This is a genomic window from Haloarcula sp. JP-L23, from assembly GCF_011602445.1.
GTDB classification, from domain to species: Archaea; Halobacteriota; Halobacteria; order Halobacteriales; family Haloarculaceae; genus Haloarcula; species Haloarcula pellucida.
The window spans coordinates 2657339-2683360 of the sequence record NZ_CP050014.1 but is presented as its reverse complement, the minus strand read 5'-3'; the positions used below and the strand labels follow the sequence as shown (position 1 = coordinate 2683360).

At 64.2% G+C, this 26022-nt stretch carries 22 protein-coding genes and 3 rRNA genes; 18 read left to right on the top strand and 7 right to left on the bottom strand.

Features of this window, described 5'->3' with window-relative positions; genetic code table 11:
• Nucleotides 1-64 precede the first annotated feature (64 nt).
• The 8 genes from G9465_RS13930 (at nt 65) to G9465_RS13895 (ending at nt 8765) form a co-directional block, all read left to right on the top strand.
• A complete protein-coding gene (locus G9465_RS13930) occupies nt 65-253 on the top strand; it encodes a hypothetical protein (protein ID WP_166970993.1) in 189 nt (62 codons plus the stop codon).
• Complete coding sequence (locus G9465_RS13925) at nt 250-1092, top strand: 3-keto-5-aminohexanoate cleavage protein (RefSeq protein WP_166970991.1); 843 nt, start codon at nt 250-252, stop codon at nt 1090-1092. The genes G9465_RS13930 and G9465_RS13925 overlap by 4 nt, the downstream gene beginning before the upstream one ends.
• 847 nt (nt 1093-1939) lie before the next feature.
• Entirely contained in the window at nt 1940-2176 is a 237-nt protein-coding gene (locus tag G9465_RS13920; RefSeq protein ID WP_166970989.1) for a UPF0058 family protein, read from the top strand.
• Nucleotides 2177-2328: 152 nt separating this feature from the next.
• A complete protein-coding gene (locus G9465_RS13915) occupies nt 2329-2625 on the top strand; it encodes a translation initiation factor eIF-1A (RefSeq protein ID WP_166970987.1) in 297 nt (98 codons plus the stop codon).
• Nucleotides 2626-3246: 621 nt separating this feature from the next.
• Nucleotides 3247-4713, top strand: a 16S ribosomal RNA gene (locus G9465_RS13910).
• 373 nt (nt 4714-5086) lie between these two features.
• A 23S ribosomal RNA gene (locus G9465_RS13905) occupies nt 5087-8003 on the top strand.
• A gap of 127 nt (nt 8004-8130) precedes the next feature.
• Nucleotides 8131-8253 (top strand): 5S ribosomal RNA (rrf, locus tag G9465_RS13900).
• Together the 16S, 23S and 5S rRNA genes form the textbook arrangement of a ribosomal RNA operon.
• A gap of 128 nt (nt 8254-8381) precedes the next feature.
• Complete coding sequence (locus tag G9465_RS13895; RefSeq protein ID WP_166970985.1) at nt 8382-8765, top strand: DsrE family protein; 384 nt, start codon at nt 8382-8384, stop codon at nt 8763-8765.
• On the opposite strand, the gene G9465_RS13890 is transcribed toward G9465_RS13895, so the two are convergent.
• From G9465_RS13890 to G9465_RS13875, 4 genes are all read right to left on the bottom strand, one after another.
• Complete coding sequence (locus G9465_RS13890) at nt 8766-9536, bottom strand: ABC transporter ATP-binding protein (protein ID WP_166970983.1); 771 nt, start codon at nt 9534-9536, stop codon at nt 8766-8768. It abuts the gene before it with no gap.
• Nucleotides 9527-10333: an ABC transporter permease gene (locus G9465_RS13885; RefSeq protein WP_166970981.1), complete on the bottom strand. Its 807-nt coding sequence runs from the start codon at nt 10331-10333 to the stop codon at nt 9527-9529. The genes G9465_RS13890 and G9465_RS13885 overlap by 10 nt, the downstream gene beginning before the upstream one ends.
• A gap of 24 nt (nt 10334-10357) precedes the next feature.
• Entirely contained in the window at nt 10358-11374 is a 1017-nt protein-coding gene (locus G9465_RS13880; RefSeq protein WP_166970979.1) for an ABC transporter substrate-binding protein, read from the bottom strand.
• A gap of 187 nt (nt 11375-11561) precedes the next feature.
• The gene (locus tag G9465_RS13875) at nt 11562-13658 is read right to left on the bottom strand and encodes a glycoside hydrolase family 3 protein (RefSeq protein WP_166970977.1); all 2097 of its coding nucleotides are present in this window, start codon (nt 13656-13658) and stop codon (nt 11562-11564) included.
• A gap of 94 nt (nt 13659-13752) precedes the next feature.
• Here G9465_RS13875 and G9465_RS13870 point away from each other — a divergent pair, with 94 nt between their 5' ends.
• The 4 genes from G9465_RS13870 (at nt 13753) to G9465_RS13855 (ending at nt 17119) form a co-directional block, all read left to right on the top strand.
• Complete coding sequence (locus G9465_RS13870; RefSeq protein ID WP_166970975.1) at nt 13753-14592, top strand: VOC family protein; 840 nt, start codon at nt 13753-13755, stop codon at nt 14590-14592.
• A gap of 126 nt (nt 14593-14718) precedes the next feature.
• Nucleotides 14719-15357, top strand: a complete 639-nt coding sequence (locus G9465_RS13865) for an alpha/beta hydrolase (protein ID WP_166970973.1) — start codon at nt 14719-14721, stop codon at nt 15355-15357.
• 66 nt (nt 15358-15423) lie between these two features.
• The gene (locus G9465_RS13860; protein ID WP_166970971.1) at nt 15424-16524 is read left to right on the top strand and encodes a DUF3179 domain-containing protein; all 1101 of its coding nucleotides are present in this window, start codon (nt 15424-15426) and stop codon (nt 16522-16524) included.
• Nucleotides 16514-17119 (top strand): hypothetical protein, encoded by a 606-nt coding sequence (locus G9465_RS13855; RefSeq protein ID WP_166970969.1) that lies wholly within the window; start codon nt 16514-16516, stop codon nt 17117-17119. The genes G9465_RS13860 and G9465_RS13855 overlap by 11 nt, the downstream gene beginning before the upstream one ends.
• Here G9465_RS13855 and G9465_RS13850 read toward each other — a convergent pair whose 3' ends face one another.
• Nucleotides 17120-17548: a CopG family ribbon-helix-helix protein gene (locus G9465_RS13850; RefSeq protein WP_166970967.1), complete on the bottom strand. Its 429-nt coding sequence runs from the start codon at nt 17546-17548 to the stop codon at nt 17120-17122.
• Between the two features lie 126 nt (nt 17549-17674).
• Between G9465_RS13850 and G9465_RS13845 the strand changes: the two genes are divergently transcribed.
• The 5 genes from G9465_RS13845 to G9465_RS13825 are packed head-to-tail and all read left to right on the top strand — an operon-like array spanning nt 17675 to nt 23627.
• Nucleotides 17675-18859 carry a VWA domain-containing protein gene (locus G9465_RS13845; RefSeq protein ID WP_166970965.1) on the top strand — a complete coding sequence of 395 codons (1185 nt, stop codon included), beginning with the start codon at nt 17675-17677 and terminating at the stop codon, nt 18857-18859.
• A gap of 52 nt (nt 18860-18911) precedes the next feature.
• The gene (locus tag G9465_RS13840; RefSeq protein WP_166970963.1) at nt 18912-20141 is read left to right on the top strand and encodes an FHA domain-containing serine/threonine-protein kinase; all 1230 of its coding nucleotides are present in this window, start codon (nt 18912-18914) and stop codon (nt 20139-20141) included.
• A 2-nt stretch (nt 20142-20143) separates the two neighbouring features.
• Complete coding sequence (locus G9465_RS13835; RefSeq protein WP_166970961.1) at nt 20144-21241, top strand: PP2C family serine/threonine-protein phosphatase; 1098 nt, start codon at nt 20144-20146, stop codon at nt 21239-21241.
• 48 nt (nt 21242-21289) lie between these two features.
• The gene (locus G9465_RS13830) at nt 21290-22387 is read left to right on the top strand and encodes a zinc ribbon domain-containing protein (protein WP_166970959.1); all 1098 of its coding nucleotides are present in this window, start codon (nt 21290-21292) and stop codon (nt 22385-22387) included.
• A 43-nt stretch (nt 22388-22430) separates the two neighbouring features.
• On the top strand, nt 22431-23627 hold the full coding sequence (locus G9465_RS13825) for a zinc ribbon domain-containing protein (protein WP_166970957.1): 1197 nt from the start codon (nt 22431-22433) through the stop codon (nt 23625-23627).
• On the opposite strand, the gene G9465_RS13820 is transcribed toward G9465_RS13825, so the two are convergent.
• Together G9465_RS13820 and G9465_RS13815 are read right to left on the bottom strand one after the other, a co-directional pair.
• Nucleotides 23624-24034: an archease gene (locus G9465_RS13820; protein WP_166970955.1), complete on the bottom strand. Its 411-nt coding sequence runs from the start codon at nt 24032-24034 to the stop codon at nt 23624-23626. The two genes, G9465_RS13825 and G9465_RS13820, sit on opposite strands and share 4 nt — an antisense overlap.
• Nucleotides 24035-24087: 53 nt before the next feature.
• Nucleotides 24088-24741, bottom strand: a complete 654-nt coding sequence (locus tag G9465_RS13815) for a halocyanin domain-containing protein (protein ID WP_227015558.1) — start codon at nt 24739-24741, stop codon at nt 24088-24090.
• A gap of 814 nt (nt 24742-25555) precedes the next feature.
• Between G9465_RS13815 and G9465_RS13810 the strand changes: the two genes are divergently transcribed.
• Nucleotides 25556-25864, top strand: a complete 309-nt coding sequence (locus G9465_RS13810) for a hypothetical protein (protein ID WP_166970953.1) — start codon at nt 25556-25558, stop codon at nt 25862-25864.
• Nucleotides 25865-26022: the final 158 nt, after the last annotated feature.

Below are 26022 nucleotides of genomic sequence, written 5' to 3'. Positions count from 1 at the left end.
ACGAGGGTTACCACGTCACCGCAAGCAAGTGAACTGTTAACACGGGCGCCCCGCTACGACACCTATGGTGTGTCCCCACTTGGCGTACCGCAAGACCAACGGTGACCGGTCCTTCGACGAGGCCCGTGCTTTCTGTACCGCCGTCGACGAGTTCGTCCAGCCGATGCGGGCCGACATCTGTAACGACCGGTTCGAGCTCGACCACGCGGCCCACTGCGAGATATACCGTGGCCACGAGGAGGGAGAGGAGTGAGCTACGAGACCTTCCTCGACGGGGACCCCGTCATCGTCACCGCGGCTCTCACCGGTGGCGTCCACGGGAAGGAAGCGAACCCGAACATCCCCGAGACGCCCGGTGAGATAGGCCGTTCGGCGGGCGAAGTCGAGGCTGCCGGCGCGTCCGTGGTCCACCTCCACGCCCGTCGACCGAACGGTGAGCGAAGCTTCGACACCGAGCGCTTTCAGGCCATAGACGACGCCGTACGTCGGCACACCGACGACGTCGTCATCCAGCACTCGACGGGCGGGACCGGCGCGCCGGACGCCGACCGACACTTGCCACTGCGGACCGACCCGCCGCCCGAGATGGCTTCGCTGGACATGGGGCCGCTGAACCGCTATGCCCACCTCACCAGCGAGAACACCCGCGCGCTGGTCGACTCGCTCCACGCCGAGATGGTCGACCGGGGCATCAAGCCGGAACTGGAGGTGTTCAACGACGGCCATCGCAACGAAATCTACGGGTTGCTGGAGCGTCGCGACCTCGCCGACCCAGTCTACGCGACGCTCATCTTCGGGCCGGGGACGCTCACCCGACCACGACCGGAGCACTTTCTCACCGCTATCGCGGACCTGCCCGACGGCGCCACGTTCAACACGCTCGGGTTCGGGCGCCACCAGTTACCTTTCGCGACGATGGGCATCCTCTTTGGCGGCCACGTTCGGGTCGGGCTGGAGGATAACGTCTACTACGACCGTGGCGAACTCGCCGAGAGCAACGCGCAACTCGTCGAACGGGTCGTTCGAGTCGCCGACGAACTCGGCCGACCGGTGGCGACTACCGACGAGGCACGGGAGATACTTGGTCTGTGACCACCGGACCCCTCTTTCAGTAGACGTTACGACTGTCGAGTGAGTAGTGGTGGTATGGGTACGCTCCGCTGTCGACACTGTGGGGAACCGCTGACGACCGGTCTTCTCGCGACGCAGCGGCGCCATTGCTGTCTCAACGACACTCCTATCGCCGGAGCCTGCCCCACCCACGGTCCGATCGGGCCACACGATGCTGTCGAGGAGTAGCGCTGTCGCTCGTCGGTGACGGACTCGGAAAGACGTGTTCTCAGTTTACGCGGCGATGCTAGCGGCGGCGATGAACGACCATCGCGTTCCGCTCGTCGATTCGCGCTGCTTCGCTTCTGCCTGTGTCTCGTTTCGAGGGTGTTTCCAGTTCATCGTACCACTTCATACACGCTCTGTGCGTAAAAAGTATTCCATTCCTGATATGTCTGTCGTGGTCGTTTATGGACAACGAACCACTCTTGAAGCGCACTTCCACGGTCTAAAGTACACGAATGATCCAAAACTATCGGTGTATGTGAAAGCCTTTTTGGTCGATATATCGGGTCCCACACTATTTATCGCAGGTGTATCACTACCCGGGCTACAGCGCGACACCATTACGCGCTCGCGCTCACGCACGCGTAGATATGACGAGCGCCAGTTGACTCGAGCGTGCGCTCCTCCACAGCACCCACTCTCTCGAATACCTGTCTACGAGCGTCGTGGGGGGTGTTCGGTGTGCCGGCGTATACGGTTGGCTGTCAATACAATCACACGAGGTATCGCAGTAGACGACGGCTCCAGCCCCTGTCTCGGCCATATCTTGGTAACAAGTGGCAAGATAATACTATAACCCCTCGTCCATTACCCCGTACTATCCATGAAGAAGCAAGAGCTCATTCACCTACATAGTCTTCTCGCACAGGTACAGCATCACTACGAGACAGAAGCCGAAACCTCCGTTCAACACGACGAATACGCCGAACTGGGTGTCAAGCCGACATCGATTCATAAGTCCAAGACCGACCACAAAGACGCCGTCTTCGCCCTCGCCGATGGTCTCACCTCGGATATGGTCGCCGAAAGCGACGAACCGCTGACGCTCACCGCCGACTGATCGATCCAGCCGCCGTTCTGCAGTGACACTATCCCGTTCAGCGTCTTAGCTGTCGGTCTCTAGTTCCCAGTTGCCGGCCCGTAGTCAGTTCGTGTGGTACGCGGTATCGCAACTCTCAGTTCCTTTATACGCTGAGGGGCCCTACTTGGCGTGTGAGTGAAGAAACAGGGCGACGGAACCTCCGAATGCCCAACGACGACGAACTGTTTGCGGTCGTAACAGAACACAACGGTGGCAACCACGTCAGAATCCAGTGCGAGGACGGCGAGAACCGGATGGGGCGCATCCCCGGCCGAATGAAGTACCGGACGTGGATCAACGAGGGCGACATCGTCCTCGCCGAACCGTGGGACTGGCAAGACGAGAAGGCCAACATCGAGTGGCGCTACAAGGGCCAGGACGCCGACCAGCTCCGTGCCGAGGGCCACATCGACTCCCTGACTGCCTGATTGACGTATTCTGCGGCCGCATGCTCCCTCCCTACTGAGTGTTCTTTCCGTCTGTTACCGCCGGCAGCTACAGGACTGGCGACTGCACCGGCCCCGGACTTCTCCGTTGCTGACAGACACTGTTTCGAGACGGGTCTGTCCCACCCCTGCGCGCAGCTCCGGAGAGATATGATGTCTATGTAGCTCCGTTCCCCGTCAGACGAAGTGTCACCGGATTCTGGAACAATCAATCTAACTGACTACTATTCGTTATATACTGCCGCAGTCTTGCGATTAGGCACGTGAAGTTCTCACGTCACGTGGGGCTATGTGGTGGCAGCACAGGGCGGGCTTGAGACGAGTCATTTATATGTACCCCTCCCATCGGATATGATGCGAAGGTCGCCCCGGGCCGCCCGGGTCGACACGGCCGGTCGTCGACGCGGCGACCGGTCGCTCGTAGAAGGGTGCTCGACGCGAGCACCCTTCGACCCCATGAGGATTCCACCCCTGCGGTCCGCCGTCAAGATGGAATCTGATGTGAGCCCACGGACCCATACAGTAGTCACCATCGACGTAGGAGTCGATGGGTTACGCTTCCGACGGAGTGCAACCACTTCCGCCGCTGATGTATATCAGCACATTCCGGTTGATCCTGCCGGAGGCCATTGCTATCGGAGTCCGATTTAGCCATGCTAGTCGCACGAACTTAGATTCGTGGCGTATAGCTCAGTAACACGTGGCCAAACTACCCTACAGACCGCGATAACCTCGGGAAACTGAGGCCAATAGCGGATATCACTCTCAGACTGGAGTGTCGAGAGTGAGAAACGTTCCGGCGCTGTAGGATGTGGCTGCGGCCGATTAGGTAGATGGTGGGGTAACGGCCCACCATGCCCATAATCGGTACAGGTTGTGACAGCAAGAGCCTGGAGACGGTATCTGAGACAAGATACCGGGCCCTACGGGCGCAGCAGGCGCGAAACCTTTACACTGCACGAGAGTGCGATAGGGGACTCCGAGTGCGAGGGCATATAGTCCTCGCTTTTCTGAACCGTAAGGTGGTTCAGGAACAAGGACTGGGCAAGACCGGTGCCAGCCGCCGCGGTAATACCGGCAGTCCAAGTGATGGCCGATATTATTGGGCCTAAAGCGTCCGTAGCTTGCTGTGTAAGTCCATTGGGAAATCGACGCGCTCAACGCGTCGGCGTCCGGTGGAAACTACACGGCTTGGGGCCGAGAGACTTGACGGGTACGTCCGGGGTAGGAGTGAAATCCTGTAATCCTGGACGGACCACCAATGGCGAAAGCACGTCGAGAGACCGGACCCGACAGTGAGGGACGAAAGCCAGGGTCTCGAACCGGATTAGATACCCGGGTAGTCCTGGCTGTAAACAATGCTCGCTAGGTATGTCACGCACCATGAGTGCGTGATGTGCCGTAGTGAAGACGATAAGCGAGCCGCCTGGGAAGTACGTCCGCAAGGATGAAACTTAAAGGAATTGGCGGGGGAGCACCACAACCGGAGGAGCCTGCGGTTTAATTGGACTCAACGCCGGACATCTCACCGGTCCCGACAGTAATAACGACGGTCAGTTTGACGAACTTACCCGAGTTACTGAGAGGAGGTGCATGGCCGCCGTCAGCTCGTACCGTGAGGCGTCCTGTTAAGTCAGGCAACGAGCGAGACCCGCACTTCTAGTTGCCAGCAATACCCTCGAGGTAGTTGGGTACACTAGGAGGACTGCCGCTGCTAAAGCGGAGGAAGGAACGGGCAACGGTAGGTCAGTATGCCCGAATGGACCGGGCAACACGCGGGCTACAATGGCCACGACAGTGGGATGCCACACCGAGAGGTGGAGCTAATCTCCAAACGTGGTCGTAGTTCGGATTGCGGGCTGAAACTCGCCCGCATGAAGCTGGATTCGGTAGTAATCGCGTGTCATAAGCGCGCGGTGAATACGTCCCTGCTCCTTGCACACACCGCCCGTCAAAGCACCCGAGTGGGGTCCGGATGAAGCCAGCATGCGCTGGTTGAATCTGGGCTCCGCAAGGGGCTTAAGTCGTAACAAGGTAGCCGTAGAGGAATCTGCGGCTGGATCACCTCCTACAGACCGGGATCAGGGCTCTGCCCTGACCCACCTTACACTGACTGGTGACCACAAGTCACCCGCACTGTCAGCGCGTAACACTGACGACTGTATGGGCCCTTGGGCTCACAAGACCGCTCCGAGACGGAGTCCCACTCTGGGATGTCGGGTGCAACTCCCGACAGGTCCGTACTTCGTGCCGCGTTCGAAACCCGTCCCCTTAAGTGTGGGCCGGCGCTCGAACACGGTACGACGACAGATGCACCAGCCCGGGTGAAACCGAGGCTGGGAAGGGTCGATTCGCCCACCATCTACCACCTTGGGGCGAGTATGAAACCGTGTGTACGTGCGATCCAGGCGTCCACTGGACTCGTTCAGTTTAGCGAGTCACAACGACGTTGGCTACTATGCCAGCTGGTGGATAGCTCGGCTCGAGAGCTGAAGAAGGACGTGCCAAGCTGCGAAAAGCCTGAGGGAGCCGCACGGAGGCTAAGAACTCAGGATTTCCGAATGAGAATCTCTTCACAATTGCTTCGCGCAATGAGGAACCCCGAGAACTGAAACATCTCAGTATCGGGAGGAAAAGAAAACGCAACGTGATGTCGTCAGTAACCGCGAGTGAACGCGATACAGCCCAAACCGAAGCCCTCACGGGCAATGTGGTGTTTGGACTGACTCTCATCAGCAGACCGTCTTCATGAAGTCCCTTGGAACAGGGCGTGAAACAGGGTGACAACCCGTAATGAAGACCAGTACGCTGTGCGTCAGTTCCGGAGTAGCGGGGGTTGGATATCCCTCGCGAACAACGCAGGCATCGACTGCGAAGGCTAAACACTCCTCGAGACCGATAGTGCACAAGTAGTGTGAACGAACGCTGCAAAGTACCCTCAGAAGGGAGGCGAAATAGAGCTTGAACTCAGTTGGCGATGGAGCGACGGGCATACAAGGTCCCGTGACGAATGACCGAGACGCGAGTCTCCAGTAAGACTCACGGGAAGCCGATGTTCCGTCGTACGTTTTGAAAAACGAGCCAGGGAGTGTGTCTGTATGGCAAGTCTAACCCGAGTATCGGGGAGGCACAGGGAAACCGACATGGCCGCAGCGCTTTGCGCGAGGGCCGCCGTCTTCAAGGGCGGGGAGCCACACGGACACGACCCGAATCCGGACGATCTACGCATGGACAAGGTGAAGCGTGCCGAAAGGCACGTGGAAGCCTGTTAGAGTTGGTGTCCTACAATACCCTCTCGTGATCTATGTGTAGGGTGAAAGGCCCATCGAGTCCGGCAACAGCTGGTTCCAACCGAAACATGTCGAAGCATGACCTCCGCCGAGGTAGTTCGTGGGGTAGAGCGACCGATTGGTGTGACCGCCTCCGAGAGGAGTCGGCACACCTGTCAAACTCCAAACCTACGAACGCCGTTTGACGCGGGGATTCCGGTGTGCGGGGTAAGCCTGTGCACCAGGAGGGAACAACCCAGAGATAGGTTAAGGTCCCCAAGTGTGGATTAAGTGTAATCCTCTGAAGGTGGTCTCGAGCCCTAGACAGCCGGGAGGTGAGCTTAGAAGCAGCTACCCTCTAAGAAAAGCGTAACAGCTTACCGGCCGAGGTTTGAGGCGCCCAAAATGATCGGGACTCAAATCCACCACCGAGACCTATCCGTGCCCTTGATCGGGCAATCGAGTAGGTTGGCGCTCTCATTGGGTGGAAGCAGGGGTGAGAACTCCTGTGGACCGATGAGTGACGAAAATCCTGGCCATAGTAGCAGCGATAGTCGGGTGAGAACCCGACGGCCTAATGGATAAGGGTTCCTCAGCACTGCTGATCAGCTGAGGGTTAGCCGGTCCTAAGTCTCACCGCAACTCGACTGAGACAAAATGGGAAACGGGTTAATATTCCCGTGCCACTATGCAGTGAAAGTCGACGCCCTGGGGTCGATCACGCCGGGCTTTCGCCCGGTCGAACCGTCCAACTCCGTGGAAGCCGTAATGGCACGAAGCGGACGAACGGCGGAATAGGGAAACGTGATTCAACCTGGGCCCGTGAAAAGACGAGCATAGTGTCCGTACCGAGAACCGACACAGGTGTCCATGGCGGCGAAAGCCAAGGCCTGTCGGGAGCAACCGACGTTAGGGAATTCGGCAAGTTAGTCCCGTAAGTTCGCGATAAGGGATGCCTGCTCCGGAACGGAGCAGGTCGCAGTGACTCGGATGCTCGGACTGTCTAGTAACAACATAGGTGACTGCAAATCCGCAAGGACTCGTACAGTCACTGAATCCTGCCCAGTGCAGGTATCTGAACACCTCGTACAAGAGGACGAAGGACCTGTCAACGGCGGGGTAACTATGACCCTCTTAAGGTAGCGTAGTACCTTGCCGCATCAGTAGCGGCTTGCATGAATGGATTAACCAGAGCATCACTGTCCCAACGTTGGGCCCGGTGAACTGTACATTCCAGTGCGGAGTCTGGAGACACCCAAGGGAAGCGAAGACCCTATGGAGCTTTACTGCAGGCTGTCGCTGAGACGTGGTCGCCGATGTGCAGCATAGGTAGGAGGCATTACACAGGTACCCGCGCTAGCGGGCCACCGAGCCATCAGTGAAATACTACCCGTCGGTGACTGCGACTCTCACTCCGGGAGGAGGACACCGGTAGCCGGGCAGTTTGACTGGGCGGTACGCGCTCGAAAAGATATCGAGCGCGCCCTAAGGCTATCTCAGCCGGGACAGAGACCCGGCGAAGAGTGCAAGAGCAAAAGATAGCTTGACAGTGTTCTTCCCAACGAGGAACGCTGACGCGAAAGCGTGGTCTAGCGAACCAATTAGCCTGCTTGATGCGGGCAATTGATGACAGAAAAGCTACCCTAGGGATAACAGAGTCGTCACTCGCAAGAGCACATATCGACCGAGTGGCTTGCTACCTCGATGTCGGTTCCCTCCATCCTGCCCGTGCAGAAGCGGGCAAGGGTGAGGTTGTTCGCCTATTAAAGGAGGTCGTGAGCTGGGTTTAGACCGTCGTGAGACAGGTCGGCTGCTATCTATTGGGTGTGTAATGGTGTCTGACGGGAACGATCGTATAGTACGAGAGGAACTACGATTGGCCGCCACTGGTGTACCGGTCGTTCGAGAGAGCGCTGCCGGGTAGCCACGCGGCACGGGGTAAGAGCTGAACGCATCTAAGCTCGAAACCCACCTGGAAAAGAGACACCGCTGAAGGCCCTGTAGAAGACAGGGTAGATAGACTCGGGGTGTACGCACTGAGGTAACGAAGTGTTGAGCCCACGAGAACTAACAGCCTGAAGCCATCATTCATACGCACTGTGACTCGCAGTTCAGCCATCGAGCTGACTGAACGAGTCCAGGCGCAAACTGGATCGCACGTACGCAAGGTTATTCGACCGAGACTGGTAGTTTCGCGGTTCGATTCCGCGACTCGGCGTTAGGCGGCCATAGCGGCGGGGTTGCCTCCCGTACCCATCCCGAACACGGAAGATAAGCCCGCCAGCGTTCCAGGGAGTACTGGAGTGCGCGAGCCTCTGGGAAATCTGGTTCGCCGCCACCATTCATATTCATACACATTCAGGCCTCGCGGAGAGTCATCTCTCTGCGGGGCTTTTTGCATGTATAGAGAGCGGCAGCGCTGTCCGTGGCGAGCGGAACGTTTTCGACTGTGGTCGGCCACGGCACGATATGCCCGCGAATCCGACAGCACCGGCGACGGACGGTGGGGTCGAGAGGCTCGGAACCATCGTTCACGTCCCCGAAGGTGACAGCACGTACGGGAAGCGAGCGTTCAGGAACGTCGAGAACCTGCTGGCCGACGAGACGCTGGCCAGTGACGTCACCGTCGTCTGCAACGGCGGTGGGGTCGACCATCTACTGCGGTCGGCGTCGACTGCGACCCGTGTTCGGACACTCGTCGAGCGCGGCGTCGACGTGTGCGCCTGCCGGAACTCGCTGGATAGCGGCGGCCACGATGCCGACGAACTCGTCGACGGCGTCAGAATCGTCCCGACGGCGATGGGGGAACTGACCAAACAGCAAGCGTCGGGGAGCGCCTACATCAGGCCGTAGTCACTCTTGGATGAGGTCGAGGAGTCGCTGGTAGTGGGACCCGAAGGCGTCGTCGGAGCGGTTCCGGGGCCGCTCGATATCGATATCGACGATCTCCCGGATACGGCCGGGTTCTTTGGCCATGACGACGACGCGGTCGGCTAGCTTGACCGCTTCTTCGACGTCGTGCGTGACGAAGAGGACGGTCTTGCCCGTCTCGGTCCAGATGTCGAGCAGTTCGTCCTGCAACATCTTCTTCGTCTGGGCGTCGACGGCGCCGAACGGTTCGTCCATCAGGAGCAGGCCGGGGTCGACGGCGAGAGCGCGCGCGAGGGCGACGCGTTGTTTCATCCCGCCGGAGAGGTCCCGTGGGTAACTGTCCTCGAACCCGTCGAGACCGACGAGGTCGATGAGTTCTTGGACCCGTCGCTGGCGTTCGGCCGAGTCGACGGCCCCGTTCTTTTCGAGTCCGAACCCGACGTTGCCGGCGACGGTGCGCCACGGGAAGAGGTGGTACTCCTGAAAGACGAGTCCGAGGTCGGGGCCCGGACCGTCGACGGGGTCGCCGTCGAGTGAGACGGTCCCGCTCGTCGGCGCTTCGAGGCCGGCGATGATACGAAACAGCGTCGTCTTCCCACAGCCGGACGGTCCGACGATGCAGACGAACTCGCCGGCCTGGACGTCGAAGCTCACGTCGTCGAGGGCCTGCACCGGTCCCTGTGTGCTGTCGTACTGCTTCCCGACGCCGTCGATGCGGACCCGCGGCGTCTCGGTGGGGTCTTCTACCGCCATGCCAGCGCCCTCCGTTGGAGCGTGCGAAACGCCACGTCGACGAGCAGGAACATCAGACTCAACACGAGGATGTAGGTGATGACGACGTCGACCTGCAGGTTGTTCGAGGCGCGGAGGATGCGCCGACCGATGCCGGCGACGCCGAATATCTCGGAGGCGACGACGAGCATCCAGCAGCGGCCGATGCCGGTCCGGATGCCGGTGGTAATCTCGGGGAGTGCGGCGGGCAGGACGACGGCCTTGATGAGTTCGAGGTCACCCTGGACGCCGAGACTGCGGGCGACGTCGAGGAGGTCTTCGGAGACGCCCTCGACGCCGCCGTAGGTCGCGTAGAAGTTGATCCAGAAGGCGCCGATAGCGATGATGAACGCGGCCCCGGCGTGGTTGATGCCGACCCACGCGATGGCGAACCCGATGAGCGCCAGCGGCGGGACAGGCCGGAGTACGCGGACGACGGGTGACGTGAGGTCGTCTAGTAGAGGGCTCCACGCGAGGGCGACGCCAGCGGCGATACCGAGACCCGTCCCGAAGAACGCGCCGGGGACCCAGTGGAGGGTGCTGTTCCAGAGTGCGGTCAGCATCCCGCCACTGGTGGCCTCCGTGTAGAACGTTTCGCCGACAGCGACGGGCGAGGGTAACACGTACGACGGTTGCGTGAGCGATGCGAGCCACCAGACGACGACGAACGCGAGGACACCGGCGGTACCACGGAGCGCTCGCTGGGGGTCGATGTCGGCGAGCGAACCGGCGACGGTGTCGTCGGTGTGGTCGACTTCTTCGGTAACGTCGATAGCCATGGTGTGGTGTGTGAGCGAAGCCAGTTAGAGGCTGTCGTAGACGCTGTAGTCGAATATCTGGTCGAGCGACAGCCGTTGGTCTATCTGCCCGTTCTCGTTGGCGAACCGGGAGAAAATCTTCGTCCCGTTCTCGATTTCGCGTGGGTCGGTGACGAAGTTCGAGAGGGGGCCCTGCAGCGCCGAGAGCGCCTGGTCGGCGTCCATCCCGATACCTTGCTCGACGATGTCGGCGGTCGGCTCGGGGTTGGTCTGGATGAACTCCGTCGCTCGGACGTGCTGTTCGAGGAACTGCGTCGCGACGTCGGTGCCGCGAACGTCGTCGCTCATGAGCGTCACGGCCGCAGGCTGACCCGGCATAATCTCGCTCGCGAGTTTGAACGTCGAGACCGGGACGTTCGCTCGGTCGGCGCGGGTCGGCACCGGTTCCATGATGGAGGACCCGTCGATTTCGCCGTTGGCGATGGCCTGCCAGACGGCGTTGGCACCGTTGATTTCGAGGATGTCGACAGTCGAGGTATCGACGCCCTCCTGTTGGAGCCAGTAACGCAGGAGGACGTCGGGCACCGACCCCTGTGGGAAGGTCCCGAAGCGGAACTTCCGCCCCTTCTGCTCTTCCCAGACTGCGAAGGCGTCGGCGCCGTGTTCGTCCCAGAGGGCCTGTAAGTCCTCGTGCGCGAGGATGGCCATCGGTTCCTTGATGTTCGCGGCAGTCACCTTCGCGGGGATGCCACGGTCGATGACGATCATCGAGGGGACGATACCGAACATCGCCACGTCGAGTTCACCACCGCCGTAGGCCTGCACGATGGCGGGGCCGTCGGTGAACTCCCGCCCTTCGATGGTCGCGTCCACTTCCTCGAAGTACCCCTCCTGTTCCATCACGAAGTACTGCAGGTCGGGGAAGATGGGCATGTAGGCGACCGAGAGCGAGTCACGGCCACCCGAGCCACCGATACCGAGGCATCCGGTCAGGCCGACGGTCGCAGCAGCACCACTACTAGCGAGATACGCACGTCGAGAGAGTGTCGTCCGTTCGGTCACGAGTGGCAGAACTAGCGGTTTCGACCGGTTATAAACAGAGACCCCGTCAAAATAAGCAGCCACCTCGAACGGCCGAGATTACCCGTATCAGGTGTTTCGACCCGGTACCGGAACAGAGCGGGTTACCACCCGAAACTCACCTGTCGTAGATACGGGAAACTTTCACCGGGAGTCCGCGACCGACCTCTCAGCGGTCGATACCGACCGACGCTCGGACGTCGCCAGCAGACCGAGCGACGTCGACGGTGTAGTGGCCGTCGTCGACGGTCCATCCGTCGCGTGAGTCGTATCGAGAGAACGCGAGTTCGTCGAGCGAGAGCGAGACGGTCCGGGACTCGTCGGCGTCGAGAGAGACAGACTCGAAACCCCCCAACTCCCGAACCGGACGGTCGACGTCGTCGGTGCCCGGTGGGCGGACGTACGCCTGGACCACCTCGCGGCCCGGCCGGTCTGCGACGTTCTCGACGGTGACCTCGACGGTGGACTCGTCGATGGCCACAGCGTCGCGGTATTCGAACGTTGCATAGGAGTGGCCGTGGCCGAACGGGTAGGTCGGGTCGTGGTCGGTCGCGTCGAAGTGTCTGTAGCCGACGAACAAGCCCTCGTCGTAGTGGGCTACGCCGTCGACGCCGGGGAACCGTCGCTCGTCGCTCGTCGGATACGCCTCTTCGGGCGCGAACGTGACGGGGAGTCGACCACCGGGGTCGCGGTCACCGTAGAGGACCGACGCGAGCGCCGACCCGTCGGCCTGTCCGGGGTACCACTGTTCGAGGACTGCCGCTACGTCGTCGCGCCACGGCATCTCGACCGGGCCGCCCGAGCGGACGACGACGACGGTCCGGTCGTTGGCCGCGGCGACGGCCTCGACGAGTTCGTCCTGTCGACCGGGAAGCGAGAGGGAATCACGGTCGCGGGCCTCCGTCGTCGCGTCCCGGACGACGACGACCGGTACGTCGGCGTCGGCGGCGGCGTCGACGGCAGCATCGAGCGACGGGTCAACGGGGGGTGTGGACCCGCCGTCGCTGTCGTGGCCACTCTCGACGAACGGTAGCAGGTCGAACAGCGATACGTCCTCGATTTCGGGGACGCCGGATGCGACCGTCACTGTCCCGTCGGCCCGCGATTCGATTCCGTCGACGGGACTGACCGAGTGAAACGGAGTCGTCTCCGAGGACCCGCCGCCACCCAGTTTCGGTTCGTGGACGTGAGGGCCGACGACTGCGACGTCGGCGTCGTCGGCGAGGGGGAGGACGTTGTCGTTGTCGAGCAGGACGGTCCCTCGGACGGCCAACCGCTCGGCGAGGTCGCGGTGGCGCTGGCTATCCAGTTCGCCGGAACGGTCCTCGTCGGCGAACAGGCCGATTCGGGTCATCTGCCCGAGGACGCGCGCAACCATGTCGTCCAGTCGCTCGGGCGAGACGTCACCGTCGTCGAGGGCGGTCGCAAGCGGGTCGCCGAACAGGCCCGCGTGGGTCGCGTCGGGGATGCCGTCGGGCCACTCGAAGTCGTCGAGTGCGTCGTCGCCTGCTGCCGGGACGCCCGGCATCTCGACGTCCAGTCCGGCGTTCGCCGCGCCGACAGTGGTCTCAAGCCCATACCAGTCGGAGACGACGTAGCCGCCGAACCCCCATTCGTCCTTGAGCACGTCGCCCACCAGGCGCTCGTGGTCGCTCATGTGCGTACCGTTCACGCGGTTGTACGCGGTCATCACCGACCCGACGCCGCCCTCGACGGCGGCCCGGAACGGCGGGAGGTACAGTTCGCGAAGCGTCCGTTCGTCGACGTCGGCGCTGACCGTCGTCCGGTGGGTCTCCTGATTGTTGGCGACGAAGTGTTTCACCGTCGCGACGACGTCCTCGGACTGGATGCCGGAGACGAGCGCTCGGCCGATGTCGCTCGCGTGGACCGGGTCCTCGGAGAGGTACTCGAAGTTGCGGCCACACTGCGGGACGCGGATGATGTTCACACCCGGGGCCAACAGCGCGTCTTGGTCGTGGGCGCGCGCCTCGCGGGCCATCGCGGCACCCTGCGTCCGTGCGAGGTCGGGGTCGAACGCCGCCGCCGTCGCGAGGGAGGCTGGGAACGCCGTCGCGCGTTCGCCCTCGGCCCGGATTCCAAGGGGGCCATCGACCAGTCTGAACGGTGGGATTCCGAGCCGTTCGACACCGGGGAGAAAGCCAGTCGCGGTCCCTTCAGGGTCGTGGGTCCCGCGAACGAGCGATAGTTTCTCCGCACGGTCCATCTCGGCGAGGAGTGTGTCGACGTCGACTGGCGTCCGTTCCATTAGCTACCGAATCGTCGTGCCGGGAGATGTAAAGCGTTCCCACGGGACCGAACGGCGGCACAACCGATATCTATCTCTCCGCCGAACAGTAATTATGGCGGACAAGACTGACGTGCTACCGACCGAGACAGGTATCGGGCGGGTCGCTCTCACCGTGGGCGATGCGACCGAGGCGGCCGAGTTCTACGAGACGGTGGTCGGACTGTCTGTCCACGAGCGACAGGCGGCGCGGACGGTCCTCGGCGACGGCGAGACGCCGTCGCTGGAACTGCACGAACACCCCGAAGCGCCCGAACGCTCTCGGTCGGCGGCGGGCCTGTTCCACACGGCGTTTCGGGTTCCGTCGCGGGCAGCGCTGGGTGACGCGCTGGAACGCATCGACACCGAGTGGCAACTGTCCGGGGCGTCCGACCATCTGGTGAGCGAGGCGCTGTACTGTCGGGACCCGGAGGGAAACGGGGTCGAAATCTACCGGGACAGACCGCGAGAGGAGTGGGGGGAGACGGCCGACGGCGGCGTCGAGATGGCGACGGAACCGCTGGACCGTGACGGTGTCCGAGCCGTTGCGACCGGTGCGAAAGGAGTGCCTGAGGGAACCGACGTCGGCCACGTCCACCTCGAAGTCACATCGCTCGAAGCGGCCCGTGCGTTCTACGTCGATGCGCTGGGCATGAACGTCCGGACGACCTACGACGGCGCGCTGTTTCTCGCCGCCGGTGACTACCACCACCACGTCGGCGCGAACGTCTGGAACGGCCGGACAGACCCGGCAAGCGGTCGGGGACTCGCGTGGTTCGAACTCGTGTTCCCGAACTCACGGACCGTCGAGGCGGCGACCGACCGACTCTCGACTGCGGGTTACGAGGTGACGGCCGACGGAGACGGGGTGTCGGTCACCGACGGCGACGGCATCACGCTGCGTCTCCGATCGTAAACCGGTTGTGTCGGTGTTACCGGCTACTCAAGAGGGCAGACGCGGTAACGGGGGTATGGTAGCGAGCGCTGTACACGACGGCGGGTGGCAAACGATAGACGCAGCGGGAGTCCTGGAGGGGCGACGATGAACGGGCCGCATCAGGGCCAGCAACTCGTCACCGCCGGCACGCCGCTCGAATCGGCCGACGCGGCGATGGTACTCGTCCACGGGCGCGGGGCGACGGCCCGGAGCATCGTCCAGATGGGACAGGAGGTCCATCAGGACGGCCTCGCCCTCCTCGCGCCGCAAGCCGCCGGCAACACGTGGTATCCGAACTCCTTTCTCGCCCCCGTCGAGGACAACGAACCGGGCCGGAGTTCCGGCTTGCAGGCCGTCGGCAACGCCGTCGAGACGGCGACGGAGGGCGACGTTCCACGGGAGAAAGTCGTCTTGCTCGGGTTCTCGCAGGGCGCGTGTCTCGCGAGCGAGTTCGTCGCACGGAATCCACGACGGTACGGCGGTCTCGCGGCGCTGAGTGGCGGTCTCATCGGGGAATCCGTCGACCTGGCGGAATACGAGGGCGACATCGAACGGACGCCCGTGCTCGTCGGGTGTAGCGACGTCGACCCGCACATCCCGCTGGAGCGGGTCCACGAGACGACCGAGGCGTTCGAACGGCTGAACGGCGACGTCGACGAGCGCATCTACGAGGGGATGGGCCACGGCGTCAACGAGGACGAACTCGACGCTGTCTCGGAACTGGTCGCCGACGTTCTCGGGTGAGGCGTCGGCGACCGGGTTACTGTGGGCTCACCGCGAGGCTTTGACGACCGCGACCGTACGTCACGTATGACCATGACACGCCGTGATTGGCTCCGAGCAACCGGTGCGCTCGGCGTCGTCGGCCTCGCCGGGTGTAGCGGCAGCGGCGGGTCGGGCGGTGGCGCCGATCAGCCGAACCGAACCGGGGGTGAGACGGGGCAGTCCACGTCGGCGGCCCGACGACCGCCGACGGCCGACCGGTCGCTGTATCTCGGCCACGACATCGAACACGTCTCGGACAACATCGTCAGTGGCGGCGTCCCGAAAGACGGCATCCCGGCTATCGACGACCCGAAGTTCGGGCCGGCGAGTGCGGCCCCACTCGACCCGGGTGACCCGGTGTTCGGTGCCGTCCGCGACGGTAAAGCGAAGGCGTACCCCCAGCGCGTCCTCGTCTACCACGAGGTCGTAAACGACACCATCGCCGGTGACCCGGTGGCAGTGACGTACTGTCCGCTGACCGGCACCGCACAGGGGTTCGACCGCGGGCCCGTCGAGTTCGGCGTCTCCGGTCGACTCGTGAACTCGAACCTGACGATGTACGACCGTGGGACCGATAGCTGGTGGCCGCAGGTGCTCGCGACGGCGGTTCGCGGCGAGATGCAGGGGGCGACACTCAGAGAGTTCCGTGTGGTCTGGACGACGTGGGAGGCGTGGCAGACCGAACATCCCGACACTGTCGTGCTCACCGAGGACACCGGGTTCCAGCGCCGCTACGGGACCGACCCGTACGGTTCGTACAACCCGAAGCGCGGGTACTACGCCAGCGCCCAGACGTTGTTCGCACCGCTGGAGTCCGACGACCGGGTCGACCCGAAGCGTGTGGTCCTCGGCACACGGACCACGGAGGGCGCACTCACCTTCGACAAAGAGACGCTCCTGACCGACCGAGTGCTCACCGGCGACATCGGGGACACCCAGTACGTCGCCGTCGCCGACGACGCACTCTCGACGGGATACGTCTACGCGAACCCCGAGGGCGTGTCGGTGAACGTCGTCGACGACGGATATCGGGTCGACGGCGGGACGTACGCGGCCGACTCGCTCCCGCTGGAACGGTCACTCGCCTTCGACGGGATGTGGTTCGCGTGGGCAGGGTTCTACCCCGGGGTGGACTATGTCCGCTGACGTCTCTATCGAGTCACAGTCGTCGGCGAACCGCGTCGAGCGACTCCTCCGGCAAACCGGTGTGGCGATTCGTGGGGCGTTCTCTCGCCGCGACGGCCGTGCGACGTTCGGTGTGGCGAGCGTGTTGTACCTCCTCGTCTACCTCGCCGGCTTGCGACACCTCGGCTTCGGGCCGTGGGGATTCGAGCTATCTATCGTCGCGGACCCACTCGCCCGGGCGACGCGGATGGTCAGTCCCTTCCAGTGGGAACCGGTCGCGCTCGTCGTGGCCGGTCCGGTGGAACTGCTCGTCTCGCCACTGAACGTCGCGCTGGGGACGGCGCTGGCGGTCCTCGTCGGCGTGAACCTCGCCGTCTCTGTGGTCGCCTACCGCGGTCCGAAAGCCTGCAAAATCGGTCCCGGTGCGGGTGCGGCCGCGGGGCTCCCGGGACTGCTCTCCGGGTTCGTCTGTTGCGGGCCGACGATACTGCTGGTGGTCGGGCTACAGGCCAGCGCCACGGTGCTCACGGTGTTTCAGTGGCTCGTCCCGTTCGCGGGACTCGCACTGGTCGGGACGTTGCTGTGGGTCGGGACGAAGGTCGACCTCGAGGCCTGACTACTCGATGTCCGAGAGCGCACCGAACTCGTCGACGGGGACCACGGAGTAATCGATGTTCAGCGTGTCCTTCGTCGCGCGAATCTTCCCGACGAACGTCGATATCTCTTCTAAGTCGCCCTCTAGGACGAACAGCTCCATACAGCGGTGTTCGCCGACGTGGCTGTGGAAGTTCGAGGCGACGAGGCCCTCGTGCTCGTGGCGCAGGCGCATCATCTTCTCCTCGACGGTGGTCGTGTCGTAGTCGAAGAGGACGGTGACGATGCCCATCAGTTCGCGGCCCTCCAGTCGCTTGTCTTCGAACTCGCCCAGCAGGTTCCGACTGGCTTCGCGGATAATCTCGCTGCGGCCCGTGTAGCCGTGTTCGTCGGCGAACTGGTCGATGCGCTCCAGTAGCGACTCCGGCATGGAGACACTGACGACGGTCATGTATTAATCGAGCGCCCCGTTCCTATTAATGATTATCGAACCGAGCGGGAACCGACAGACTGTGGCCGCTCTCCGCGTACACTGTGGGGAAAACTTATAATTAGTTCGTAAGTCCCTCATAACAGTATGACTGCGAACGTCGTGACCGACGTTAACCGGCCGTACGTCCCGGGGTCCGGGGCGAAACTCACCGCCGAGATAGAGGTCGAGCCGGGACAGCAGGACGAGCGGCCGACGCGACAGATTGCGCTGTGTATCGACGCCAGCGGGTCGATGGCCGGCGACGAGATAGAACGGGCCCGCTCGGGTGCCGAGTGGGTGTTCGGGCTGCTCGAAGACGACGACTACGTCTCGATAGTCGCGTTCGACAGCGACGTCCACGTCGTCCTCGACGCGACGCGGTGGGGAGACATCGCCCGCGAGGAAGCGATGGAGACGGTGGCAGACATCGCCGCGGGCGGCGGGACAGATATGTATCGAGGTCTCGCCGCCGCGGCTGATTCCTTGCGGCAACTCCCCGACGACGGCAACACCGCCCGGCGCGTCCTCCTGCTCTCGGACGGGAAGGACAACACCCACGACACGCCGGAGTTCGAGACGCTCGCCCGGGAGATAGACAGCGAGGGCATCCGAATCAAGTCGGCGGGCATCGGGAGCGACTACCGCGAAGAGACCATCCGGACGCTCGGCAGCGTCGCGCGCGGCGAGTGGACCCACCTCGAAGCGGCCGGGGACATCGAGGACTTCTTCGGCGACGCCGTCGAGGAGGCAGGGACCGTCGTCGCCCCCGACGCCCGACTGGAACTGGACGTGGCCGACGGCGTCGAGGTGAGCGACGTGTACCGTGCGCTTCCCCAGACACAGGAGGTCACGCCCGAGTGGGAGGCCAACACGACGGTCGTCAAACTCCCGGACCTGCTGGACCGGGAGACACAGCGCGTCGTCCTCAAGGTGCACGCGCCCGCCCGTGATATCGGACAGGAAGTCACGCTCGCGGACGTGACGCTGACCGCCGACGGCGAGACGGCCACCGGCGCGATAACCGTCGAGTACACGGACGACGCCGAGAAACTCGGCGAGCACAACGAGGGAGTCGACGTCGACCACCGCCAGACGGTCATCAAGACGGAACTCGGCAAGGGCAACGTCGCCGAGGCCCAGACCCAGATAGAGCGGATGACGCAGGTCCACGGCGCCGACACGGAGGCCGTCGAGGCGGCCGAACGCCAGACGGAAATCGTGATGGAAGGGGGCCGAGAGGAACAGAGCAAGGCGACGAAGATAGTCACCGACGAGGGCCTCCAGAAGTGACGGCGGACCCAGCGGCTGACGGCGATACAGCGGGACGCGGCGAGGCGTGACCATGGCGTGGGAACCCGAACCCGGCGACGTCATCGCTGGCCGCTACGAACTCGCGGAGTTCCTCGGCAAGGGCGGGTTTGCAAAGGCCTACCGGGCGCTGGACACCCAGGCCGGGGACAGCGTCGTCCTGAAACACCCCAACTACAGCGAGTCACAGAACGACCGGAGCGTCATCGAGGAGTACTTCGAGAAGGAGGCCGAGACGCTCGAACGCATCGCCGCCGCAGGCGGCCACGAGAACGTGATGGCGCTGTACGAGGCAGTCGAAGACCGCGGGACGCCGTTCCTCGTCGTCGAACTCGTGGAGGGCGGCATCGAACTCGACGAGGTCATCGAACAACACGGCCCTATCGACGCCGAACAGGTGCGACAGATAGGCATCGACCTCGCGGACGCGATGGGGTTCATCCACGAGAACGAAATCGTCTACCGGGACCTGAAACCGGAGAACGTGATGCTGACGCCCGACATCACGCCGACGCTCATCGACTTCAACACGGCGACGGGGTTCGACGCGACGGACGACCCGTCGACGGGCAACACCGGGACGACGATTCTCGGGCCGTTCAAACCCAGAGAGGTCGCCGAAGCGAGCCGGACCGACGTCCGGCAGGGACCGTGGTCCGACGTCTACTCCATCGGGAAGATTCTGCTCTTCCTGCTGAAGGGCAGTGTACCGAAGAAAGACGGCGTCAACCCGCAGGACTTCGGCGCCGACTGCGAGGACGCCCTCGCGGCAATCGTCGAGCGGGCCACCCAGTCGGACTACCGCCAACGCTATCGGAACGCGACAGTCCTGCGCGACGTGCTGGAAGCGAGGGACCCGACCCCGCCGGCGACGGCCTCGGTGCGGTACATCCAGGCCGACCAGCGGTTCACCGTCGAACCCGGCGACACTATCGGTCGCGCCGGCGCAAGCGGCCCGCCGGCCTCTATCACCATCGACGACCCGCAGGGAGAGTACATCTCCTCGGTGCAGGTCCAGTTCGACACGGAAAGCGACGACTGGTACCTCGTCGACCGAAGCCTCAACGGCACGTTCGTCCAGAAGGGTGCCGGCTGGCAACGCGTCCTGTGTGAGGCGGGTCGCGAACGCCTCCGCAGCGAGGGCGAGGACCCGACCGACCGCCACGGCGACGTGCCGCCGGAGTCGATTCGGCTCCGGGACGGCGACCTCGTCTCGCTCGTCCACCCGACCTACGGCGTCACGTTCGAGTTCAACTCGGAGTAACCATGCGATACGCAACCAACTACGACATCGGCGACCGGAAGCGCGGACAGGGAATCAACGAGGACAGCATCTCGATGACCGTCTTCGAGGAGGGCCATCGGGACGGCTACCGGGGACAGACCCGGCCACCAGTCGATAGCAGCGACACGGACGCCGAGCAGGTCGACCGCCCTGCGAACCGTTCTGCGGGCGTGTTCGTCCTCGCGGACGGCGCGGGCGGCCACGACGCGGGGGACGCGGCCTCGTACATCGCGACGACAGTCGTCGCCGAGCGTCTCGCCCCCATCGCAATCCGTACGGTGCGGAGCCATCCCGACGCCTTCGACGTGGACGTAGCCCCCGCTGTCCTGCCGGACGCGCTCGGGCCGGAAGACGTTCAGGCGGCGATAGCGGACGCCATCGTCGACGCGCACCGAGAGATACTCCGGTACGCCAGCGAATCCGGCACCCAGTCGTACACCACCGTCGTCGCCGGCGTCTACGCCGACGGGAAACTCCACCTCGGGTGGGTCGGCGACAGTCGCGCCTACCTCGTCAACCACGCTCGCGAGGAGATTGCCCGTCTCACGAAGGACCACGCCGTCGTACAGGAGTGGGAAGACGCCGGCGAGATTGACTCGGTAGAAGCCCACGTCCACCCCAACGGCAACGAGATAACCCGGGCGCTCGGCGGGTCGGGCCACGAGGACCCCGACCGAGCTATGGTCGACGTGGACACGCGGACCGTTCGTCTGTTCGCCGAGGACACGGTACTGGCGACGAGCGACGGCCTCATCGACGCCCAGACCGACGCCCCGGACCTCTACGAACAGTACGTCGACGCCGACAAGTCCGAGGACGCCGCAGAGCGAGTCCGCGAGGCCGTCGTCACCGACGACGAGATTCGAGACGTGTTGCTCGGGGCCGAGTCGCTCGACGCCGCCGCCGCCGAGTACGTCTCGCTGGCCAACGACCGCGGCGGGAAGGACAACGTCTCGGTACTGCTGTTCGAGGACGACGCACTCCCCGAGACGCCCAGTAGCGGCGGCTTACCGATCCGTGCCGTAGACCCCGAGGTGGACGTCTCGGACCGTGAGACGGTCATAATCTCGGAAGAGTGAGGGGGCAACTGTTTTCTTTCTCCCCGTAAAAACCGCTCACGAACGAGTATGTCAGACGCGAGCACCGGACAGACAGTGAAGTGCCCGATCTGCGGGGAGGAGTTCGACCCGACAGTCGCGGGCGGGTGGTGTACGAACACGGAGTGTGGCGAGTGGCAACACACCGACGAGGAGAGCGAGACCGAAGCGTCGTCTGCCGACGGCGGCGACCTCCTCTCGCAGGCCGCCGAGGCGTCGCCGACGGACGACGAACCGGTACAGGAGACAGGGGCGGCCGACGCCGAGGCCTCGACCGTCGAACAGACCGAGGCAGCGAGCGACGCCGGACCGGCGGCAGGTGCGGACGGCGGCGCGAACGCGACGGACGCCGGTGCGAGCGAGACAGACGACCTGTCGACTGGGGCCGACACCGAGTCGGAAGCCCCGGCCGGGACGGCGGATACGGCGGCCGACGACGAGGGCGATACGGACGCCACCGAGGCGGCGGACGACGGTCTGTCGACCATCGACTGCCCGGACTGTGGGACCGAACTCGACGCCGACGCGAACTTCTGTGTCGAGTGCGGGGCCGACGTCCGCGACGTCGAACCGGCCGCCCCGCTCACCGAGTGCCCCAGTTGCGGCACCGACGTCGGCGAGACGGACAGTTTCTGTGTCGAGTGCGGCGAGAACCTCGACGCCCACCGCGAGGAGGGCAAGACGGAGGCGGACGACGAGACTGAGACGGACTCCCACGGCGACGACGCGGAGACTGCCACTCCGGCCGAGACCGACACGGAAGCCGAGGACGCCGTGGAAGCGCTCGAAGCGCAGTCCGACGACGAGAGCGGGTCGGACCCGGTGCCCGACTCGCTCGTCCTCGAGGTTCGCGGTCGGGAGATCCCCGTCGAAGACGGCGACACGGTCGGTCGAGAGGTTCGCGCTGCGCTGACCGACGCCGGCCGACCCGAGGACGAGGCGGTTCGTGTCCACCGCGAACACGTCCGGTTCGTCCGCGAGTCCGACGCCTTCTACCTCGTCGACCTCGGCGACAACCCGACCAGCCTGAACGGCCACACCCTGCAGAAGGGCGACCGCGAGTCGGTCGCGCCCGGTGACGAACTCGAACTGTCGGGCGTCGCCACGCTCACGATTCGCGCGCCCTGACCGGACCACACGAACTAAGCCGCCCCTTGGAGATACCTCAGTAATGGCTGACCGTGTTCTCGTCGCGGAGTTTCGACGGTCGATCTCGTTGCTACGGAGTGAGGTGTGGGTGCTCACTGGCGCGCTGCTGGGTACCCTGTGTTACGGCGCGTGGGTTCTCGCGACCGGTATCGCGGTCGGGAGCGCTATACCGGGGCTAGCGAGCAGCGCAGTGACGACTGTCGGCGACGTCACCGTGACTGGTCTGTCGGTGCTGGCACTGGTGCTGTGGGTGGTCGTGCCCGCCATCGCCGTGTCGGTACTCGCGGGTCGACGGTTCCGCAACGAACACGGGAACCTCGAAAAGCGATATCGACTGGACCACCCGACCCTCCTGCTCGCACTGCCGGGACTGGTCATGGGTGGGTGTCTGGTGGCCACCGTCACAGCCGGACGGTCCCCGGCGGTGACGGCGATTGCTCTCGTCGCGAGCGTCCACCTGCTCGTCCGCACCGTCGCCTACGGCTATCGCGTCTACACGCTGTCGGTTCCGCGACTGTTCACGGCGTCTCTCGCCGTGGGTGGGGCTGCGCTCGCCGGGGGATGGCTCGTCGCGGCGACGGTCCTCGCCGAACGGAGCGAGACAGCGGGTGGGCTTGTGACCCGGTCGGGACTGTCCTCGGTGGTCGAGACTGGCCTCACGCTCGCCGGCGTCGGGCCGGCCGATGCGCTGGCGGTCCTCGTGTCGGTACCGGCACTCCTCGCGACGGCCTATCTCGCGGTCCAACTCGTCGCTGGAACCGTCGTCCGGATACAGGCACCGCTTTCGAACCCGACCCGACGCCCGGGACAGCGGTTCCCGATAATGCCGCCGGTGAGTCGAGGCGACGCCGGCGAGAACGGTGCTGTGGCCGTCGGCTCGGGATCAGACGACGGCGAGGCAGATACAGTCGACGAGGTGTCAGCGGAGGACGAACCCGACACGACCGGCGACGCGTCCGACGACGACCGCTCGCACACCCGAGTCTTCACGCCCGACGACCCCGCTCCCGAGAACAGTGGCACGCCGACGGAGGTAGCCACCGTCGACGGGATGGGACACGACGAGGACGACACGGACGACGGGTGGGAGGACGACACGGCGGTGTTCTCGTTCGACCGCGAGGAGTCGTCGCCGGACGTCTGTGAGGCCTGTGGGGAAACGATAGCGGCCGACACCGCGGTTTCGTTCTGTCCGAACTGCGGCGAGCGACTGGACTAGACGTCGAAGACGACGTACGCCCGCCAGCCGTCGTCGGTCGCTTCCAGCGCCATCTCGGAGTACGTGACCGCCTTGACCTCGCGAGCAGTGACGGCCGAGAGCGGGACGCCGCGGGCGCTCGCATCGACGCGCCACTCCTCGCCGCCGCCGCTGACGGCCGCCTCGTTGTCGACGGGGAGGACGTTCCGTACGTCCCGTTCGTAGATCAACTGATCGAGGTAGTCAAACAGCAGTGCCTCCCGCGACTCGGCGGTGACGGTCAGGTCGAACCGACTCCCCTCGTCGGGGACGGACTCACACATCGCGGCGGCGAGGCCGTCGGCGACGGCGGCGAACGTCTCGTCTATCGTCTCGCCGGTGGCTTCGACGGCGACGTCCGCCGTGTGTTCTCGGAGGTCGAACGGCATCACCCGAACGTCCGATCGCCGGGGAGAAAGCGGTACGGGTTCGGCCCGACAGGTCACCGCTGACGGTCTGTCTGTTTCGCCTTGCGCCGCATGAGCGCAGCGAAAGCCAGCGGCGAGAAGAACGCCATGGCGATGACGGCCGCGAGCGCTGTGACCGGACCGCTGGCGGACCCAGTGCGACCGCCGCTACCCGTCGCGTTCTCGCCACTGCTTTCCCCTTCGGCACCACCGGTCTCCGTTGCGGTGCTGCCGCCCCCGCTACTGCCACCTGTAGCCGCCCCGACGACGACGGCACCTTTCATGCCGAGGCCCTTGTGTGGCTCGCAGACGTACTTGTAGATACCCTCGCTCTCGAACGTATGTGAGTACGTCGTACCCTGTTCGGAGACCAGACCACCGGAGTCGAGGGGGCCGTCGCCGTCGGAGACGACGTTGTGGCCACCGCCGTTCCCGGTCCACGTCCAGACGACTTCGGTACCGGGTGAGACGCGGACCGCCGCCGGGTCGAAGGCGAACGCGCCGCCGTTGCCCTCGGCACCGACGGTTATCTCGACGGTGTCCTGTCCCGTCTCGTCGACCGTGCCGTCGAAGTTCGCGACGCCGTCGAACCACCCGCCGTAGTCGGGTCCCTGTTGTGCCGATACTGCCGTCGTAGCGCCCAGTGCGACCGTCCCGGCGGTCACCTGCGCGAACTGTCGCCGTGTCATCGAACCAGTCATGGGTGTCTCTTTGGACGAGCGGCGTCCGAGCCGTCAGCAACCGACCGTCCTTACCTGACGAGTCGGCGACGGACGAGCCTAAAAGCGGAGGGCTGTTCTCAGCGGATAGGAACGAACGCGATAGTGTTCGACAGTGCCGACGACGGGATGACACCGTGATCCCCTCTGTCTCGGCGGCTAGATGACAGCGAAATTCGCCCACGACGCTCATCCGATACAGTTCCGTCGAGGGAACGAAACCGTGCTACTCTATCACGAACGTGCAATAGATTTAATATATCACCTCGTGATGGTGTAGATACGTCACTCAGACCGACGTGGTGTTCACATGACCCGTACCACTCCTGCCCCAACGTCTCTGTCCGCCCCCCGCCGGTCGTCCGGTGGAGGGTGGGCCATCGGACGCGGCATCGATGCCGCGTATCCGGTATCTCTTGCTGGGGGCCGGAGTGGTCGGGTGAACGCCCGTCCGCTTTACCCCGCAGCATAGGGGTACAGCGCCACCGTGGGACGGCCGTCCGGTCGCGCGGACGCCCACTGCGGTGGGGCCTCGATTTCGACTCCCGACACCGACGACGGCGTCGGCCGTGGCCTCGAACGGTTCGAGTGTCACGACGGCGGGTCTGATACCCACGAAGGGACAGTCACTCGGTGGCGTCGGCCATCGACCGCCGTCGGCCGTCGGCAGAGACGCACTACACTAGAGATACATCTCCGTCGAGCGACGCGACCGTCGCTCGCCCCGACGTGCTCGACCGGCGAGCCCCCGTCTCGGGGCCGGTTCGACTCCGGCCGTCGGTGTATGTCGCTCCATGCGACCGTCCCCGTCGACGCATCGGCCGACGTCTCGCTCCGGGTCCCCCGTGGCGGGACCGAAGACCTAGAGAGCGGCGTCGCCGCGGTCATCGAGGGCGTCGACGGCGTCACCGCCGTCACCGTCGACCGCGTGACCAGCGTCCGCCCGACGTTTACCGACATCCGCGTAGACGCCGACGTCTCCATCACTGTCGCCCTCCCCGCCGACGCCGACCCGGAGGCGGACGTGGCCGAGCGACTCCCCGACGGGTTCGGAATCACGTCGGTGAACGACCTCGTCGTCGAGGAGGCCTGACGGCCGCGTTCGACGCTTCGTCTCCCCGAGTCCGCTGGCGGACCCCGGACGCCCGGGACCGGGTTCGACCCCCGGCGGGGAGCGAAATCCATGCGACCGACCTACCTACTCGCAATCGCTCGACAGCGACGAGAGACGAAGGATAGCGACGAGAAGCA